This is a genomic window from Nonomuraea sp. B12E4 (genome assembly GCF_039871825.1).
In the GTDB taxonomy this organism is placed as follows: domain Bacteria; phylum Actinomycetota; class Actinomycetes; order Streptosporangiales; family Streptosporangiaceae; genus Nonomuraea.
Map to the genome: position 1 here is coordinate 208,942 of NZ_JBDPME010000013.1, position 15,614 is coordinate 224,555.

Here is a 15,614-nt window from a genome sequence, read left to right on the forward strand (position 1 = left end):
ATGCGGGAGAATAGGACATCACAGAAGACGTGAATGCGCCGACCGCCCCCCACGGGAGGTCGGAAATCGCGGGCCGCGGGAGCCCAAGGCAGGAAGGGATGCACGCATGGCGGCGATGAAGCCGCGGACCGGCGATGGTCCGCTCGAGGTCACCAAGGAAGGGCGCGGCATTGTCATGCGGGTCCCCCTGGAGGGTGGCGGCCGGCTCGTCGTGGAGATTTCCGCCGACGAGGCGAAGGCGCTCGGCGAGGCGTTGAAAAACGTCGTCGGCTGAGAGCTCCCGAGAGACACTTGTTCCACGACCCTGGCGAAGTCCGGCGCCAGGGTCGCTGACGTTTGAGGAGATGTTCCGTGCCCATTGAGACCACTGCGACGGTGGTCGCCGAGATTCCCGACGACGCCGAGCTGCTGGCCGTACCCTATGCCGCCGATCTCGATCCCGTGCACGCGGTCGAGCTGCACCTGCCGGTGCCCGATCTGCTGGCTCACTACGAGGCCAAGGGGGAGGCGGGGGAGATCGTCGACGTGCCGGTGGCGCGGGCCGGCGGCGTGGGCCGCGTGCTGCTCTACGGCGTGGGCGACGGCTCTCCCAAGGCCCTGCGCAAGGCCGCCGCCGCTCTCACCCGCCGGGCCAAGGGCCGGGACACGCTGACCGTGGTGGTGCCGGCCGGCGACCACGCGGCGTTCGCGGAGGCGGCGTTGCTGGCCGCCTACTCGTTCAAGATCGGAGAGCCGGGCAAGAAGACCGTGCGGGCGCTGGTCCTCGTGGGCGCGGACGAGGAGCAGGTGCGGCGGGCGCAGACCGTGGCGCGGGCGGTGGCGCTCACCCGCGACCTGGCCAACACTCCCGCCTCCGTCAAGAATCCGGCCTGGCTGGCCGAGCAGGCCGCCGAGCGGGGGCTGCCCGTCCGGGTGTGGGACGAGGAGCAACTGCGGGCCGACGGGTTCGGCGGCATCCTGGCCGTCGGGCAGGGCTCGGCCAGCCCGCCCCGGCTCATCCAGCTCTCCTACACGCCCGCCGAGCCGGCGCAGCGGCACGTGGTGCTGGTGGGCAAGGGCATCACGTTCGACTCGGGCGGGTTGTCGCTCAAGCCCAACGAGAACATGAAGACGCAGAAGACCGACATGGCAGGCGGGGCCGTGGTCATCGCCGTCCTGGGCGCGCTGGCCGAGCTGGGGGCACCGGTGCGGGTCACCGGCCTGGTCGCCGCCGCCGAGAACATGCCCTCCGGCACGTCCCAGCGTCCCAGTGACGTCATCACACACTACGGCGGCCGCACGGTCGAGGTGCTCAACACCGACGCCGAGGGCCGGCTCGTGATGGCGGACGCGCTCGCCTACGCCGACGCCGAGCTCGACCCCGACGTGGTCGTGGACATCGCCACGCTCACCGGGGCGATCACCGTGGCGCTCGGCCGCAACCTCGGCGCCGTCTACGCCTCCGACGACCTGCTGGCCAAGCAGCTCCTGGAGGCCGGGGAGGCCAGCGACGACCGGTTGTGGCGGATGCCGCTGATCGACGAATACGCGGCCGGGCTGGAGTCGTCGATCGCCGACATGGCCAACGTCGAGTCGGGCAGCACATACGGGGCGGGATCGATCACGGCGGCGCTGTTCCTGCGGGAGTTCTCGGGCAAGCGGCCGTGGGCTCATCTGGACATCGCGGGGGTGGGCCGCAGCATGGTCGACGAGGGCACGCTGAGCAAGGGCGCCACCGGTTTCGGTGTGCGTTTGCTGCTGGAGTGGCTCACCCGGGGCTGAACGGCCCCGCCCGCATGAGTTCTGCCCGGGAGACCCGCACCGCGCGAGGTCTACCGGGCAGTCTTCATGGGAGCGGGTGTCTCAGCGGGCGACCTTGATGGCGGCCAGCAGGCCGTCGCCCAGGGGCATGAGCACCGAGCGCAGCCGTTCGTCCGACTGCACCAGCTTGCCCACCTCGCGCAGCGCGACCGTGTCGGAGTCGCGCTGCGCCGGGTCGGCCACGCGGTTGTCCCACAGCATGTTGTCGAAGGCCACGATGCCGCCGACGCGGAGCAGCCGGACCGCCTCGGCCAGATAGTCCGTGTACTCCTGCTTCGCGCCGTCGGCGAACACCATGTCGTAACCGCCGTCCGACAGCCGCGGCAGCACGTCGAGCGCCCGGCCCGAGATCAGCCGCACCCGCCCGCCGGCGAAGCCCGCCTCGGCGAAGGCGTGCCTGGCCAGCCGCTGGTGCTCCGGCTCGACGTCGACGCTCGTCAGCGTGCCGTCCGTACGCATGCCGCGCAGCAGCCACAAACCCGATACGCCGCAGCCCGTACCGATCTCGACCACGGATTTGGCGTTCACGGCGGTGGCGAGGAAGCAGAGCGCCGCGCCACCGCCGGGAAGGATGGGCGTGGCCCCCACCTCCAGCCCGCGCTGACGCGCCGCGTGCAGGATCTCATCCTCCTGATGGAACTGCTCCGCATAGGCCAGAGTGGCCTCCACCGGACTGGTCATCGGCCTCCTCCCCCCGCTTTCGTGCGATCGTCGCAAAAGGTCATACACCTGATTGGCACCGATCGCAGCCTAGGGGAGACACGCCGGGACGGGAACTCAAGAGGGTCCTAAGGCGTTGCAGGTTTAAACGGGCTTTGCCGGTCCGGAAGGCAGGCAGTGCGCACGAAGGGACGAAACCAGGCACTATGGCGGTAGCGGTGGTCCCAGAGAGAGGAGTTCTGGTGGACGAAAGCGACCACCAGGCGGATACTCCCGTGTCGTCTGATTGGACTCCTCCCACATGGGAGGAAGTGGTGCGGACTCATTCCGCACGCGTGTATCGGCTGGCATACCGGCTGACCGGCAATGTCCACGATGCCGAAGACCTCACCCAGGAGGTCTTCGTGCGGGTCTTCAGGTCGCTGTCGAGCTACACTCCGGGCACGTTCGAGGGGTGGCTGCACCGGATCACGACCAACCTGTTCCTCGACATGGCGCGGCGCAAACAGCGCATCCGCTTCGAGGGGCTGGCCGACGACGCGGCCGAGCGGCTGCGCGGTCGTGAGCCGTCCCCGGCGCAGGCGTTCGACGACGCCCACCTGGAGCCCGACATCCAGGCCGCCCTCGACTCGCTCGCCCCCGAGTTCCGGGCCGCGATCGTGCTGTGCGACATCGAGGGCCTGTCCTATGAGGAGATCGCGGCCACGCTCGGCGTCAAGCTGGGTACGGTCCGAAGCCGTATTCACCGTGGCCGGGCGCAGTTGCGGGAGGCGCTCGATCACCGGGCCCCCCGTAATACCCAACTCCCCCCGACCGTGATCCGTGGGGAGGAAGTCTGATATGGCTCATCTTGGAGAACGCGTTTCGGCGCTCGTCGACGGCGAGCTCAACCACACCGACCGCGAACGCGCGCTGGCACATCTGACCTTCTGCGCTGACTGCAGGCGAGAGGTCGAGTCGATGCGGGCGCTGAAGTCCCGCCTGCGCTCGCTGGACACTCCGGCGATGCCTGCCGACCTGACGATGTCCCTGCTCCGGATGGCGGAGCCGGGAGGGCCGCTGCCGCCGAGGGAGCGCCCTTTTCCCTCCCGCACGTTCGGTGGAGTGCCCATCCCTGGGCCGCACAGCATCGCTCCGCTGGACAACCGCCCGCGCAGGGACGCGACCGGCGGTGGCTCTGGCCCTGGACGGGGTAGCCGGCGGCGCACGACATACGTCGCGGTGGGGGTGGTCTCGGCCGCGGTCGCGCTGGGCACCTTCTTCGCCGCCAGCGGCGTCGGCCAGGGCAACCCGGCGCCGCCCGTGGAGCTGTTCCAGCAGGCTCGGACCTCGCCGACGGGCGCACCCTCGACCTCCACACCTTGATGCCCCGGTATGCCGTGGATGCTTGGGTTGGCGTAGTCAGCGGTGCGCGGGGCATACGATCTGGGTTCGGGATTTGTCATAGGCGATTCCTGACAAATGCTTTATGACCCTCGTATGCCGTAAGAGCGACGATTACGGTGGCCGAGTCAAGGAGTGGTGAGACTTAGATGACCGACGAGACGCGCCCCACCGAAGGACGCAAGCCGTCGGACTCCCCCGAACCACAGGGGCGGCCGGACTTCCTGCCCGCGGAGGACTCGCCCGAACAGCCGGGCCGGCGGCCTGAGCCGCCCCTCTCGTTCGGCTCGGACTGGGGTGACCCGTCGGACCGCTCCGAGACCAACGGCACGCCACCGTACGCGTCCTGCGGCGGCGCGGCGCCCAAGCCCGACTTCTCCCCGGCCCCCGACGTCCCGCGGACCGGTTCCTCCTACGCTCCGCCAGGCAACGACGGCGCGACGCAGACCGGGCCCCGCTACAGCGGGTCCGCGTTCGACTCGCCGGACGGCGGCGGCACGCGTTCCCACGAGGGTCCCTCGTTCGGTTCACCGGACGGCGGGACCCGTTCCTATGAGACCCCGTCGTCCGAGGGGTCGCCGTTCGAGCGCCCGTCGTTCGGCGCTCCCGAGGACGGCGGCACGCGCTCCTACGAGGCCCCCTCGTTCGGCTCTCCGGACGGCGGCACGCGCTCCTACGAGAGTCCTTCGTTCGGTCCTCCGGATGGGGGCACGCGCTCCTACGAGGCCCCCTCGTTCGGCGGCCGGCCGCCCTATGGGGCCGCAGGCGTCGCTCCCGGCGGGGGCTCCCCGAGCGGACCTTTCGGTGGTCCCGCCAACGGTCCCTTCGGCGGGCCCGGCAGCGGCCCGCAGGGCGGCCTCTTCGGCGGTTCCCCCGGCGGAGCTCCGCTGCCGCCGCCTCCTCCGCAGCAGGCGCTGGGCATGGGAGCGGGCTGGGCGCCACCGCCCACGGGCCCGCACAGCCTGGCCGGGCAGCGCCGGCGCCCGCCCGGCACCGGCACGCTCGTCACGATCGCCGCGCTCATCGCCGTGGCGGCCTCGCTGCTCGGCAGCGTCGGCACCTACCTGCTCACCAGGCCGAGCAGCTCCGGCAGCGACCCGAACTACAGCCTCGGCCCGGCTCCGACGGGCGCGACCAACCGGGATCCCGACTCGGTGGCGGGCGTGGCGTCGCGGGTCCTGCCCAGCGTGGTCTCGATCGAGGCCGGTAACAGCACCAGCACCGAGGGCGCGTCAGGATCAGGCTTCCTGATCAAGGACGGTTACGTGGTGACCAACAACCACGTGGTCGCCGTGGCCGCCCAGGGCGGTGAGATCCGGGTCATGTTCAACAACCGCAAGACCACGACGGCCCGCATCGTCGGCCGTGACCCGGGCTCCGACCTGGCCGTGATCAAGCCGGAGGAGTCGTTCGGAAACCCGGTGATCAACCTCGGAAACTCTGATGACGTCGTGGTCGGCGACCCGGTCGTCGCCATCGGCTCCCCGCTGGGTCTGACCGGCACGGTGACGACCGGCATCGTCAGCTCACTCAACCGCCCGGTCATCGCGGGCGACGAGACCGGCACCAGCAACGAGGAGCCCGCCTACATCAGCGCCATCCAGACCGACGCCGCCATCAACCCGGGCAACTCGGGCGGGCCGCTGGTGAACGGCAAGGGTGAGGTCGTCGGGGTCAACTCGGCCATCGCCACGCTGAGCCGCTCGATCAACAGCCAGAGCGGCAGCATCGGCCTGGGCTTCGCGATCCCGGTCAACCAGACGCGGCGGGTGGCGGAGGATCTCATCACCACCGGCAAGGCCAAGCGCCCCAAGATCGGCGTCATCCTGGATCAGCAGTACCGGGGCCAGGGTGTGCGTATCGCCTCGGAGCCCGCCAACGGCCAGCAGCCGGTGGACGCCGACGGGCCCGCGGGCAAGGCCGGGCTGAAGGCCGGCGACGTGATCCTGGAGATGGACGGGCTCGCCCTGCAGGACGGGACCGAGCTGATCGCCCTGATCCGGAGCAAGACGCCGGGTGCCAAGGTCACCATCAAGTACCAGCGTGCCGGTCAGGAACACAACGCCACCCTGATCGTCACCGCCGACGACGAGCCGGTCCCCACGCCGACACCCTCCTGATCCGCGGTGCCACGGCGGTCGTACCGCCGTGGCCCGCGCGGAGCGGGCTCACTTTTGGCCCGGACCGTCCACCAGCTTGACCTCCAGCCGGGCCGTCAGGGTGAGCGGCGTGCCCGGCCTTGCCGGCGGAAAAGTGACGGACGCCATAGTGGGCCGGTGCGCGTGTGTGTGGGGGCCGAGGTCGTGCCGGGTGTGGTCGCTTCAGATGGGCGGGCGGGTGGCGGGGTGGTTCAGGTCGGGTGAGCTGTGGGGAGATTTTGGGTGATATGACCTAGGGGGGACGGGCGACGCACCCACGGGAGCATTTAGTCTGTGGAGGGACCGGGGTCGTCCCCGGAGTGATCGGACCGCGCGGTAGGAGCTCAGGGTGTTCGGACTCGGGTGGGCGGAGATCGGAGCGCTGATCGTCATCGCGCTGCTCGTCTTCGGTCCCGAAAGGCTGCCACAGGCCGCTTCACAGGCCGGGAAAACGCTGCGCAACCTGCGCCGGATGGCTAACAACGCCCGCGATGACCTGCGGTCCGGCCTGGGGCCCGAGTTCCAGAACTTCGATCCCGCCGACCTCAACCCGCGGAACTTCGTCCGCAAGCACCTCCTCGACGACCTCGAGGACGACTGGAACAACTCCGACAGGTCGCGGGAGCTGGAGCCGGCCGCAACGGCTCCGTACGCGCCTGAGCCGGAGAACGCGCTCGGTTACGGGGAGATCCCACCCTACGACGCCGAAGCGACCTGACAGACGCCCTCAACGCCCCACAGACCCCAACCCCGGCCCCTCCGCCCCGCCAGGATTCACCATTCCCGGCGCGGTGCGCCCGCACGAATCGCCCTTCGCCATTTCAGGCCCACGATTCTTCACATCTCGGGCCCACGACTCTTCGCGGTCCTGGGTCCACACCCACGTCACGGTTCAGGACGGCGATTCACCACCCAGGTGGCCGTGCCCGGCCGTTGTGGCGGGGAAGCGGGGATGTCGGTAACCGTCTCCCTGGAATGTCGGACACCAGCGACGGTGGGTGGAGCCCACCGTGCTGGCCGTAAAAGATGGAAACGGGGCGCGGTAACCGTCCCTCCCCGGGATGTGAGGCACCAGCACGGTGAGGCGAACTCACCGTGCTGGCCCTAAAGGATGGAATTATTTACGGGGGGAGAGGTTGAGGTGGAGGCCCTTCAGGCTGGAGGAGCGCTTGCTCAGGCCCGCCGCGATCTTGCGCAACTCGGCCGCGGCCGGTGAGTCGGGCTCGGTCAGCACCAGCGGCTTGCCCTCGTCGCCCCCCTCGCGCAGGCGCAGGTCGATCGGCACCTGGCCGAGCAGTGGTACGCGGGCGCCCAGCGTGCGGGTGAGCGCGTCGGCGACCGTCTGGCCGCCGCCCTCGCCGAACACCGCGATCCGCTCGTCGCAGTGCGGGCAGGGCAGCCAGGCCATGTTCTCGATGACCCCGGCGATCTGCTGGTGGGTCTGGGCCGCGATCGACCCGGCCCGCTCGGCCACCTCGGCGGCGGCCATCTGCGGCGTCGTCACGACCAGGATCTCCGCCGTCGGCAGCCGCTGCGCCACCGAGATCGCGATGTCGCCGGTGCCGGGCGGCAGGTCGAGGAGGAGCACGTCGAGGTCGCCCCAGTAGACGTCGGCCAGGAACTGGTGCAGCGCCCGGTCGAGCATCGGCCCGCGCCAGACCACCGGCGTGTTGCCCTCCGGCTTGAACATGCCGACCGAGATGACCTTGATGTCGTGGGCCACCGGGGGCATGATCATGTCCTCGACCTTGGTGGGCCGCTCGGCGGCGCCCAGCATGCGAGGAACGCTGTGGCCGTAGATGTCGGCGTCGACGATGCCGACCTTGAGGCCGGTCGAGGCCATCGCCGCGGCGAGGTTGACCGTGACGGACGACTTGCCGACCCCGCCCTTGCCGCTGGCCACCGCGAACACGCGGGTCAGCGAGCCCGGCTGGTTGAACGGGATCTCCTTCTCCGGCCCGCGGTCGCCCCGCAGCTTGGTCTGGAGCGTCTTGCGTTGCTCGGTGCTCATGACGTCCATCTCGATCTGGACGCCGGTCACACCATCGAGCTTGGCGACGGCGTTGGTGACATCACGGCGGATGGTGTCTTTCATCGGACATCCGGCCACGGTGAGGTAGACCCCCACGCGCACCGCCCCATCGGGAGCGATCTCGATGCTCTTGACCATGTCGAGGTCCGTGATCGGACGACGGATCTCGGGGTCGATGACGGTGGCGAGGGCGGCCGTCACCTGTTCCTGGGTTGGTGCCATGGATGTCTCGGCACGAGGGAGTGCCGTCCCTCCTTAGTTGGTATATGTGACACAGGCGTTGGACGTCAGTGAGGATGCCCCTCCATGGTATGAACCTCGGGCCTCACGGGGTTAATCCGCGCTGTTAGGTGTCTGTGCAACAACGTCTTAAGGTTACTCCGTGACTCTTCTGCGCGACGAGGGCCTCACCACCGAGAAACTGGCGGTCTGGCGGATGTTGCAGCGGGCTCAGGTGCGCATCACCCGCCACCTGGAGGCGGAGTTGCTGGTCGGTCACGATCTGCCGCTGGCCTCGTACGAGGTGCTGACGCAGCTCGCGGAGGCACCGGCGCGGCGGTTGCGGATGAATGATCTCGCCGGCCGTGTCCTGCTCTCCCGCAGCGGCCTGACCAGGCTCATCGATCGGTTGCAGCGTGACGGGCTGGTCTCGCGGGAGGCGTGCGCGGACGACGCGCGCGGGCTGTTCGCGGTGCTCACGGAGCGCGGGGCGGAGCGCCTGGCCGAGGCGACGCCGACCTACCTGCGCGGCGTGCGGACCCAGTTCCTCGACATGCTGGGCGCTGACGAGATCGGCCCGGTGCGGGCCGTGCTCGCCAAGCTCGATCACGGGCCCCGGTAGCGCGCGCTCAGCGGTGCTCCTTGAGCTCCTCCAGGAGGCGGGTGAGCTCGGAGCGGAGGTAGTCGCGGGTGGCCACCTCGTCGAGCGCGATGCGGAGGCCGGCGATCTCGCGGGTGAGATATTCGATCTCGGCCTGGTTGCGCTCGGCGGCCTCGCGGTCCTGCTCGTACTGGATGCGGTCGCGGTCGTCCTGCCTGTTCTGGGCCAGCAGGATCAGTGGCGCGGCATAGCTGGCCTGCAGGGACAGCATCAGCGTGAGGAAGATGAACGGGTACGGGTCGAACCGGAGCTGCGGTGGCACCGCCAGGTTCCAGATCAGCCACACCACCACGAACACGGTCATGTAGACGATGAAGCGGGCCGTGCCGAGGAAGCGGGCGATCCGCTCCGAGAGGCGGCCGAACGTCTCCGGGTCGTAGTGCGGTCGCAGCGGGCGGCGCAGGGCCCGCGGTTGGTCCAGGCGTTCAGCCGTCATGCCCGGTCCCGCCCGCTCTCGTCGCGGCCGGAGTCCGATGAGCCGGGGTCAGGCTCCGGTGTGCCGGGGTCGGGGTCCGGTGTGCTGGGGCCGGGCTCTGGTGCGTCGCGGCCCGGGTCCGGGTGGGTGGAGCGTTCGCGCCAGTCCTCGGGGAGGAGGTGGTCGAGAACGTCGTCGACGGTGACCGCGCCGACGAGCCGCCCGAGCCCGTCCACGACCGGCGCGGCGACGAGGTTGTAGTTCGCCATGAAGTACGTGACCTCGTACAGCGTGAGATCCGGTCTGATCGGGTCGATGGAGGGGTCGATCACGCTGCCGAGCAGCGCGGACGGCGGCTCCCGCAGCAGCCGCTGGAAGTATGAGACCCCGAGGTAGGTGCCCGTCGGCGTCTCCGTCGGCGGCCGGGTCACGTAGACCTGGGCGGCGACGGCGGGCGTCAGGTCCTGCTGCCTGATGTGCGCGAGCGCCTCGGCCACCGTGGCGGTGGGTGGCAGGATCACGGGCTCGCTGGTCATCACGCCGCCCGCGCTGGTCTCCGGATAGGTCAGCAGCCGCCGCACCGGAGCCGCCTCACCGGGCTCCATCAGGGCCAGCAGCCTGGTCGCCTGCTCCTCGGGCAGGTCGTGCAGCAGGTCGGCGGCGTCGTCGGGGCCCATCTCCTCCAGCACGTCGGCCGCCCGCTCCGGCTCCAGGGTGCCGAGGATGCCGATCTGGTCGTCGGGCGGCAGCTCCTCCAGCACGTCGGCCAGCCGGTCGTCGTTGAGCGCGCGGGCGATCTCCACGCGCCGCTTGCTCGGCAGCTCGTGCAGCGCGCTGGCCATGTCGGCGGCCCGCAGCGACTCGAACGCGGCGATCAGCCCGGCCGCCCCCTGGTCCGCCTGCAAGATGTCGAACCCGGACACCTCACCCCAGTCCACCGTCCGCGGCTCGCGCCGCCGCCCCTTGTAGAGGGCGACCTTGGTGATCTCCCAGGCGGACTTCGTGATCTCCTCCATGGCCACGTCGTAGACGGTCATGGGCTGGTCCTGGTAGCGCACGGTCAGGTCGAGCATCTCGCCGATGACCAGGGTCTCGGTGCCGCGCTTCTCGAACCTGCGCAGGTTGAGCCGGCCGGTGAAGACCACGGATCCGGCCTCGATGCGGCGGACGCGGGTGATGGGCATGAACACCCGGCGGCGCGGTTGCACCTCCACCACCAGGCCGTGCACGGTCGGTCGGCGTGCGAGACGCAGGCCGACCACGACGTCCCTGACGCGCCCGATCTGGTCGCCCGCGGGATCGAAGACCGGGGTCCCAGGCAGCCGGGCCACGAAGATCTGCACGTCGCCAGGCTAACAGCGGTACCCCGTTGCGCCGGGGATGCCGTACATGTCAGTATCAAACCCGCTTAACGGTAATTACTCTGGGTGGTGTGTGATGAGGTATGCGGGGCTCGCACTCGCGTTCGTGTCGTCGTGCTGCTACGCGTTCTCGGGTCCTATGGCGAAATACCTCATAGCGGCCGGGCTGGCGCCCATCGAGGCCGTGTGGCTCCGGATGGCGGGCGCCGGGCTGGTGCTGGTGGCCGTGCTGGCCCTGGTCAAGCCGCGGGCGTTGCGGATCCCGCGGTCCAAGCTGCCGTTCGTCGGCCTGTTCGCGGTCGTCGGGGTGGCCGGGGTACAGGGGCTCTACTTCGTCGCGATCACGCGGTTGCCGGTGGGGATCGCCTTGCTGCTGGAGTTCATGTCGCCGGTGATGGTGGTGGCGTGGGTGCGGCTCGTACGGAAGGTACGGCTGGCGCGGGCGTCGTACATCGGGGCGGTCGTCGCGGTCGTGGGCCTCGGGATCGTCGTCGAGGCCTGGCAGGGGTTGCGGCTGGACGCGCTGGGCCTGCTGCTCGGCCTGCTGGCGGGGGCGTGTTGCGCCGGATATTTCCTGATGGGCGATAGCTTCGGGGATGAGTTGCATCCGCTCGGCCTCATCGCCTGGGGGATGGTGGGGGCGACCGTGGTGCTGGTCCCGTTCGCGCGGCCGTGGGACGTCCCGTGGGAGGCGTTCGCGGGGTCCGCCACGCCCGCCCCGGGGGCCCAGACGTTGCCGGTGCTGGTGGCGTACCTGTGGATGGTGCTGGTCGCGACCGTGATCGCGTACATCCTGGGGATCACCGCCGTGCGGCGGCTGTCGGCCGCCGTGGGCGCCACCGTGGCGTCGCTGGAGGTCATCGCCGGCACGGTCCTGGCCTGGGCGCTGGTGGGGGAGACGCTGGGCGCGTTCCAGGTCGTGGGCGGGCTGATCGTGCTGTCCGGCGCGCTCCTCGCGCAGACCGCCACGGCCTCCGTCCCTCCTCCGCCGCCGGCGGCACCCGGGAGCGTGCCCGGCCTGGGCGAGGAGCCTCTCGGCGCCGTGGCCCAGAGCTGAGCGGCCCGCGCGCGATCAGCGGTCAGGGGTGAGGCGGAGCACGGTGGAGTCGCGGGCCCAGCGTTCGGCGAGGTGCTCGGTGTCGGGGGCGTTGAGCCGCTCCTTGGCCAGCGCCGCCACCGCCTCGCCTGCCGTGGCCTGGTCGACGACCGCGACCGCCGCCTCGAACTCCACCAGCCTGGCGCCGTTGTCCTTGCTGCGCAGTGTGACGCGGACCCGGTCGAGCGCGTCGAGCCCCGGCAACCGCTGCTCCCCGCCTCCGGTCACCACGTAGATCGCGCCGTCGTGCCAGGCGTGCCAGGCCAGGCGGGGCCGGTCGAGGGTGAGCCAGAGGATGCCGGACTTCTTGGCGCCCTCCTCGATGGCCGCGGTGTTGTCGCTCACGCCAATGACTGTAGTCCGCTTCGCCCCGGCCGCTCCAGGTGCCGCGTCGGTGCGGGCGGACGCCTCGCCGGGCCGGGGGAGCAAGTAGCGTGGGCGCATGCGCTCACGTCGTTCGGTGCTGGCCGTGCCCGGCAGCAATCCGAGATTCCTGCAGAAGGCCCAGACCCTGCCCGTGGACGAGGTCTTCCTCGATCTGGAGGACTCCGTCGCGCCGCTGGCCAAGGAGGAGGCGCGCAAGAACGTCGTGGCCGCCCTGCGCGAGGGCGACTGGTCGGGCAGGACCCGGGTGGTCAGGGTCAACGACCTCACGACGCAGTGGACGTACCGGGACGTGATCGAGATCGTCGAGGGGGCCGGGGAGTTCCTCGACTGCCTGATGCTGCCCAAGGTGCAGGATCCCACCGAGGTCGTCTGGCTGGACACGCTGCTCACCCAGATCGAGAAGACCATGGGTTACGAGGTGGGCCGCATCGGTCTTGAGGCGCAGATCGAGAACGCCCGGGGCCTGGTCAACGTGGACGCCATCGCCGGGTCCTCGAAGCGGCTGGAGACGCTCGTGTTCGGCCCGGCCGACTTCATGGCGTCGATCAACATGCGCTCGCTGGTCGTCGGCGAGCAGCCGCCCGGCTACGAGGAGGGCGACGCCTACCACTACATCCTCATGCGGCTGCTGATGGCGGCCAGGATGCACGACCTGCAGGTGATCGACGGCCCCTACCTGCAGATCAAGGACCTCGAGGGGTTCCGGCGGGTGGCGCGCAGGGCCGCCGCGCTCGGGTTCGACGGCAAGTGGGTGCTGCACCCCTCGCAGGTCGACGCGGCCAACGAGGTGTTCTCGCCGACGCAGGAGGACTATGACCACGCCGAGCTCATCCTGGAGGCGTACGACTACTACACCTCGGTGGAGAAGCGCGGCGCGGTCATGCTCGGCGACGAGATGATCGACGAGGCCTCGCGCAAGATGGCGCTCGTCGTGGCCGCCAAGGGGCGGGCCGCCGGGCTCACGCGTACGAAGACCTTCACACCTTGAAGCCGATGGCGGTGAAGAACCAGAACGACGAGGTCAGCCAGAGCCCGACGAGCGCGGTGAAGGTCAGCCCGCCGAGCACCGGCAGCGTCCAGCCGGGCGCGTCCCGCTTCGGCAGCGCCAGCATCTTCGCGGTGAACACGCCGTAGAAGAAGCAGCCGAGCAGCGAGTGGGCGAGCACCCTGGGCACGTCGTACTGCAGGCCCAGGGCGTAGAGGCAGTGAAAGGCCACCGGGATCGTGAGCAGGAACGCCAGCCGCCCCGACCAGCGGTGCACGGCCGGCGGGATGGAGACCCCGAGCCTGCCCCACATCGACAGGGCCGAGACCACCTGGACGATGGCCAGCAGGAACGCCCCGGTCGTCAGCCACGCCTTCATCGGCAGCGCGGCGGAGAACCCGGCCACGCCCACGGCGAACCCGGTGGGCGTGTGCGCCCGGCCGTACACGCCGAGGGCGAGCACCACGAGGGCGCCGATCAGCAACGGGGCCAGCAGCGGGGTGAGGCCGCGGGAGGGCTGGTGGACGGTGGTCATTGCATCTCCTGGATGAAGCCGTCGACGTCCTTCGGGTAGAGCGTGGCCTCGTCGAGAGTCACGGGGGAGGTGGGCCGGTCGCTGTCCAACTCGGGGACGTTGAGCTGCTCCTCGTCCACGAAGGCCGCGCCGACCTGCGTGAACCCGCCCTGCGGGTTCTTCAGTACGATCCAGCCGGCCCGCAGCCGGGCGCCCCGGACCATCGCGGTGGCCCGATACAGGCCCGACGGCTTGACCACCGTGGGCGCGGCGAAGCTCCACTTCTTGCCGCCGATGGCCAGCCTGCCCTTGGCCTGGCCGCCGCCCAGCGTGGCCGTGATCCTGGCCTCGCCGAAGCCCGTCAGGTCCAGCTCGCCCGCCGACTCCTTGCCCTTGAACCAGGCCTCGGTCCTGCCGTCGCAGAAGTAGCCGATGGCCTTGCCGTCCCTGATCGAGATCGCGATGAGGCCGCCGTTGCCCTTGACGCGGCCGCCGTAGTCGGCTCTGGCGATCTTCTTCGGCGCCGTCTGCTCGGGCGCCGGCGCGGCCGTCCCCTCGGGTGCGGGGGACTCGGCCGCGGTGCTCTCCTCCGGTGCGGGGGATTCGGCCGCGGTGGTCTCTTCCCGCGGGGGCGCTTCGGTGATGGTCTCCTCAGGCGCGGGTGCCTCGGCGGCGGTGTTCGCGGCGGTGTCGTTCGCCGCCGGTGCCGCGGTGATGCTGGCGACACCCAGCCCCAAGGCGAGCACCGCGCCCGCCGTGAGGGTGATGACAGGTCCCAGCCTAGACATGGACTGCTCCCAGGGTTGGAATGGCTACGCCCCCGAGCATCCGCCTAAAAGGGCGGGCCGTCTGTGAACTTATGCTCATCAGGCGGACAGAATGTATAGATGCAGGAAAACCCAGGGCCTCACCTTCCGTACGGGGCGCCGCCGCCCAGCCATCCCTACTACCGGCCGGCGCCACCTCCTTGGTTCCTGCCGATGCCGCGTGGAGTCCGCTACGACCACCTGGCCAGGAACGCCGCCGCGCAGCCGTGGCGGGCGGTCGTCGGCACGCTCATCGTCGCGGTCGGGTTCTTCGTCATCGGGATCGTGGTCGTCTACGCGGGCCTGGTGCTGGCGGCGATCCTCGGCATCCCGGCGCCGCTGGACCCCACCGGCGACCTCTTCGGCGACCCGGTGTTCGGGCTGGTGGTGGTGCTGCTGTCGATCGCTCCCGTGCTGGCGCTGGTGGTGGGTACGGCGGCGCTCGTCCAGCGGCGCAGGCCCGGCACGTTGTCGTCCGTGGCCGGGCGGCTGCGCTGGCCGTGGCTGCTGAGCTGTGCCGGGCTGGCCGTCGTGGCGCTGGCGCTGGGGCAGGGCACGCAACTGCTGGTGCTGTCGCTGACGGGCGCGAGCTCCGGGCCCATGTTCGGCTGGAGCGGATGGGCGGTCTTCCTGCCCGCGCTCATCGCGATCGTGCTGCTGGTGCCGTTCCAGGCCGCCGCCGAGGAGTACGTCTTCCGCGGCTGGCTGGTGCAGGCGGTCGGGGCGCACGTACGCAATCCCGTCTGGGCCATCGTCCTGGGGTCGGCGTTGTTCGCCTCGTTGCACGGGTACTCGTGGATCGGGCTGGTGGACGTGTTCGCCTTCGGGGCCGTCATGGCGTGGCTGGTGGTGCGGACCGGAGGGCTGGAGGTGTCCATCGCGCTGCACGTCATGAACAACGTGGTGGCCTTCGGGCTGAGCGCGGCCGCCGGAGAGCTGGACAACGCGCTGAATCAGGGCAAGGTGCCGGTGCCGTGGGAGGCGCTGGCGGGGACCGTGGTGCAGCTCGGGGTGTACGCGTGGGGTGCGTTGTATCTAGCCAAAAAGCGTGCGATAAGTGATATTTCTGAATAAATCGGGCGGAAGGTGCTGGGAATCTCGCTAGAGAGGTCTCGCTATTCCGGCTCAGGCATGCTGGTCTGGATCCTGTGGAACGA

At 70.2% G+C, this 15,614-nt stretch carries 17 protein-coding genes; 10 read left to right on the forward strand and 7 right to left on the reverse strand.

Features of this window, described 5'->3' with window-relative positions:
- Window positions 1-106: 106 nt before the first annotated feature.
- Both ABGB18_RS27955 and ABGB18_RS27960 read left to right on the forward strand, forming a co-directional pair.
- Window positions 107-274: a DUF3117 domain-containing protein gene (locus ABGB18_RS27955; RefSeq protein ID WP_020545024.1), complete on the forward strand. Its 168-nt coding sequence runs from the start codon at window positions 107-109 to the stop codon at window positions 272-274.
- Window positions 275-351: 77 nt separating this feature from the next.
- Complete coding sequence (locus tag ABGB18_RS27960) at window positions 352-1,761, forward strand: leucyl aminopeptidase (protein ID WP_347698577.1); 1,410 nt, start codon at window positions 352-354, stop codon at window positions 1,759-1,761.
- Between the two features lie 81 nt (window positions 1,762-1,842).
- On the opposite strand, the gene ABGB18_RS27965 is transcribed toward ABGB18_RS27960, so the two are convergent.
- Window positions 1,843-2,481 carry an O-methyltransferase gene (locus tag ABGB18_RS27965; protein WP_347698578.1) on the reverse strand — a complete coding sequence of 213 codons (639 nt, stop codon included), beginning with the start codon at window positions 2,479-2,481 and terminating at the stop codon, window positions 1,843-1,845.
- 185 nt (window positions 2,482-2,666) lie between these two features.
- Here ABGB18_RS27965 and sigE point away from each other — a divergent pair, with 185 nt between their 5' ends.
- The 4 genes from sigE (at window position 2,667) to ABGB18_RS27985 (ending at window position 6,699) form a co-directional block, all read left to right on the forward strand.
- On the forward strand, window positions 2,667-3,299 hold the full coding sequence (sigE, locus tag ABGB18_RS27970; RefSeq protein ID WP_347698579.1) for an RNA polymerase sigma factor SigE: 633 nt from the start codon (window positions 2,667-2,669) through the stop codon (window positions 3,297-3,299).
- Between the two features lies 1 nt (window position 3,300).
- Window positions 3,301-3,825 carry a zf-HC2 domain-containing protein gene (locus tag ABGB18_RS27975; RefSeq protein ID WP_347698580.1) on the forward strand — a complete coding sequence of 175 codons (525 nt, stop codon included), beginning with the start codon at window positions 3,301-3,303 and terminating at the stop codon, window positions 3,823-3,825.
- Between the two features lie 167 nt (window positions 3,826-3,992).
- Entirely contained in the window at window positions 3,993-5,963 is a 1,971-nt protein-coding gene (locus tag ABGB18_RS27980) for a trypsin-like peptidase domain-containing protein (RefSeq protein ID WP_347698581.1), read from the forward strand.
- A 367-nt stretch (window positions 5,964-6,330) separates the two neighbouring features.
- The gene (locus ABGB18_RS27985; protein WP_347698582.1) at window positions 6,331-6,699 is read left to right on the forward strand and encodes a sec-independent translocase; all 369 of its coding nucleotides are present in this window, start codon (window positions 6,331-6,333) and stop codon (window positions 6,697-6,699) included.
- 399 nt (window positions 6,700-7,098) lie between these two features.
- Here ABGB18_RS27985 and ABGB18_RS27990 read toward each other — a convergent pair whose 3' ends face one another.
- Entirely contained in the window at window positions 7,099-8,235 is a 1,137-nt protein-coding gene (locus ABGB18_RS27990) for an Mrp/NBP35 family ATP-binding protein (RefSeq protein ID WP_347698583.1), read from the reverse strand.
- Window positions 8,236-8,395: 160 nt separating this feature from the next.
- Here ABGB18_RS27990 and ABGB18_RS27995 point away from each other — a divergent pair, with 160 nt between their 5' ends.
- Window positions 8,396-8,854, forward strand: a complete 459-nt coding sequence (locus tag ABGB18_RS27995; RefSeq protein ID WP_347698584.1) for a MarR family transcriptional regulator — start codon at window positions 8,396-8,398, stop codon at window positions 8,852-8,854.
- A gap of 7 nt (window positions 8,855-8,861) precedes the next feature.
- Here the strand turns inward: ABGB18_RS27995 and ABGB18_RS28000 are convergent, their stop codons facing one another.
- Both ABGB18_RS28000 and ABGB18_RS28005 read right to left on the reverse strand, forming a co-directional pair.
- Window positions 8,862-9,329 carry a DUF1003 domain-containing protein gene (locus ABGB18_RS28000; RefSeq protein WP_347698585.1) on the reverse strand — a complete coding sequence of 156 codons (468 nt, stop codon included), beginning with the start codon at window positions 9,327-9,329 and terminating at the stop codon, window positions 8,862-8,864.
- Complete coding sequence (locus tag ABGB18_RS28005) at window positions 9,326-10,651, reverse strand: CBS domain-containing protein (protein WP_347698586.1); 1,326 nt, start codon at window positions 10,649-10,651, stop codon at window positions 9,326-9,328. The genes ABGB18_RS28000 and ABGB18_RS28005 overlap by 4 nt, the downstream gene beginning before the upstream one ends.
- A gap of 94 nt (window positions 10,652-10,745) precedes the next feature.
- Between ABGB18_RS28005 and ABGB18_RS28010 the strand changes: the two genes are divergently transcribed.
- Complete coding sequence (locus ABGB18_RS28010) at window positions 10,746-11,726, forward strand: DMT family transporter (RefSeq protein WP_347698587.1); 981 nt, start codon at window positions 10,746-10,748, stop codon at window positions 11,724-11,726.
- A 15-nt stretch (window positions 11,727-11,741) separates the two neighbouring features.
- Here the strand turns inward: ABGB18_RS28010 and ABGB18_RS28015 are convergent, their stop codons facing one another.
- Window positions 11,742-12,110, reverse strand: coding sequence for a hypothetical protein (locus tag ABGB18_RS28015; protein ID WP_347698588.1), 369 nt, complete (start codon window positions 12,108-12,110; stop codon window positions 11,742-11,744).
- Window positions 12,111-12,207: 97 nt separating this feature from the next.
- Between ABGB18_RS28015 and ABGB18_RS28020 the strand changes: the two genes are divergently transcribed.
- Window positions 12,208-13,140: a CoA ester lyase gene (locus tag ABGB18_RS28020; RefSeq protein WP_347698589.1), complete on the forward strand. Its 933-nt coding sequence runs from the start codon at window positions 12,208-12,210 to the stop codon at window positions 13,138-13,140.
- Here the strand turns inward: ABGB18_RS28020 and ABGB18_RS28025 are convergent.
- On the reverse strand, window positions 13,130-13,672 hold the full coding sequence (locus ABGB18_RS28025) for a DUF6529 family protein (protein WP_347698590.1): 543 nt from the start codon (window positions 13,670-13,672) through the stop codon (window positions 13,130-13,132). The genes ABGB18_RS28020 and ABGB18_RS28025 overlap by 11 nt on opposite strands.
- The gene (locus tag ABGB18_RS28030) at window positions 13,669-14,439 is read right to left on the reverse strand and encodes a hypothetical protein (protein ID WP_347698591.1); all 771 of its coding nucleotides are present in this window, start codon (window positions 14,437-14,439) and stop codon (window positions 13,669-13,671) included. Before ABGB18_RS28030 ends, ABGB18_RS28025 begins: the two co-directional genes overlap by 4 nt.
- 99 nt (window positions 14,440-14,538) lie before the next feature.
- On the opposite strand from ABGB18_RS28030, the gene ABGB18_RS28035 reads away from it, so the two are divergent.
- Window positions 14,539-15,531: a type II CAAX endopeptidase family protein gene (locus ABGB18_RS28035; RefSeq protein ID WP_347698592.1), complete on the forward strand. Its 993-nt coding sequence runs from the start codon at window positions 14,539-14,541 to the stop codon at window positions 15,529-15,531.
- Window positions 15,532-15,614 lie beyond the last annotated feature (83 nt).